This window comes from Caenimonas sp. SL110 (genome assembly GCF_001044395.1).
Lineage (GTDB): Bacteria > Pseudomonadota > Gammaproteobacteria > Burkholderiales > Burkholderiaceae_C > Ramlibacter.
In genome coordinates this window covers 1-1,016 of the sequence record NZ_JANU01000063.1, presented here as the reverse complement: position 1 = coordinate 1,016, position 1,016 = coordinate 1, and the positions used below count along the sequence as shown (strand labels likewise).

Below are 1,016 nucleotides of genomic sequence, written 5' to 3'. Positions count from 1 at the left end.
GACGGCAGTGACTTCGCGATGCAGAGCAAGAAGACGGCGGTGTCGTTCGCAGCCTACGAGACCACCAAGACGTTTACCGTCGGCACCTACATCGACTCGGCCGTCGAGGGTGACGAGTATTTCTGGCTGGACCTGTACAAGAACGCGGCCGACACGAGCTACTCGGCCTATGCGGGTGCTCATGTGAAGGACGCAGCGGTCACCAACTACGAATACACCGTGGCTTCCAGCGCGGCGAACTCGGGCGCGGCCGTGACCGAAGGCGGCAACGTCACCTTCACCATCACCCGCAGTGGCTCCGGTAGCGCGTCCACGGTGTATGTCAGCACATCGGCGGGGTCGGCCAGCACAGGCGACTTCGCGGCGCAGTCCAAGAGCGCGGTGAACTTCGCTGCCTACGAGACGACCAAGACCGTGACAGTGGGCACCTATGTTGACTCGAGCACGGAAGGTGCAGAGTACTTCTGGCTGGATCTCTACAAGACGTATGCGGATGCCGGCAGTGGCAACTATTCGGCCTACGGCTCTGCCTACATCAAGGACGCCGTGGTCGCCAACTACGACTACACGGTTGTCTCGAACGCCGCGAGCTCGGGTGCAGCGGTGACCGAGGGCGGCAATGTCACCTTCACCATCACGCGCAGTGGTTCGGGCAGCGCATCGACCGTGTACGTGAGCACCAGCACCGGCACCGCCGACGGCAGTGACTTCGCGATGCAAAGCAAGAAGACGGCGGTTTCGTTCGCCGCCTACGAGACCACCAAGACATTCACTGTCGGCACCTACATCGACTCGGCTGTCGAGGGCAGCGAGTACTTCTGGCTGGACCTGTACAAGAACATTTCGGACACGAGCTATACGGCTTTTGCGAGCGCCTATGTCAAGGACGCGGTCGTCACCAATTACGACTACACCGTGAGTTCGAATGCGGCCAGCAGCGGAGCCGCTGTGACCGAAGGCGGCAACGTCACCTTCACCATCACCCGCAGTGGCACCGGTAGTACTTCGACGGTTTA

The 1,016-nt window shown here is 61.1% G+C and carries 1 protein-coding gene; it reads left to right on the top strand.

Annotated elements, in window-relative coordinates; all coding sequences use genetic code 11:
* Window positions 1–1,016, top strand: a 1,016-nt coding sequence (locus AQ12_RS20915) for a Calx-beta domain-containing protein (RefSeq protein WP_048441922.1), incomplete at both ends; no start/stop codon positions are given.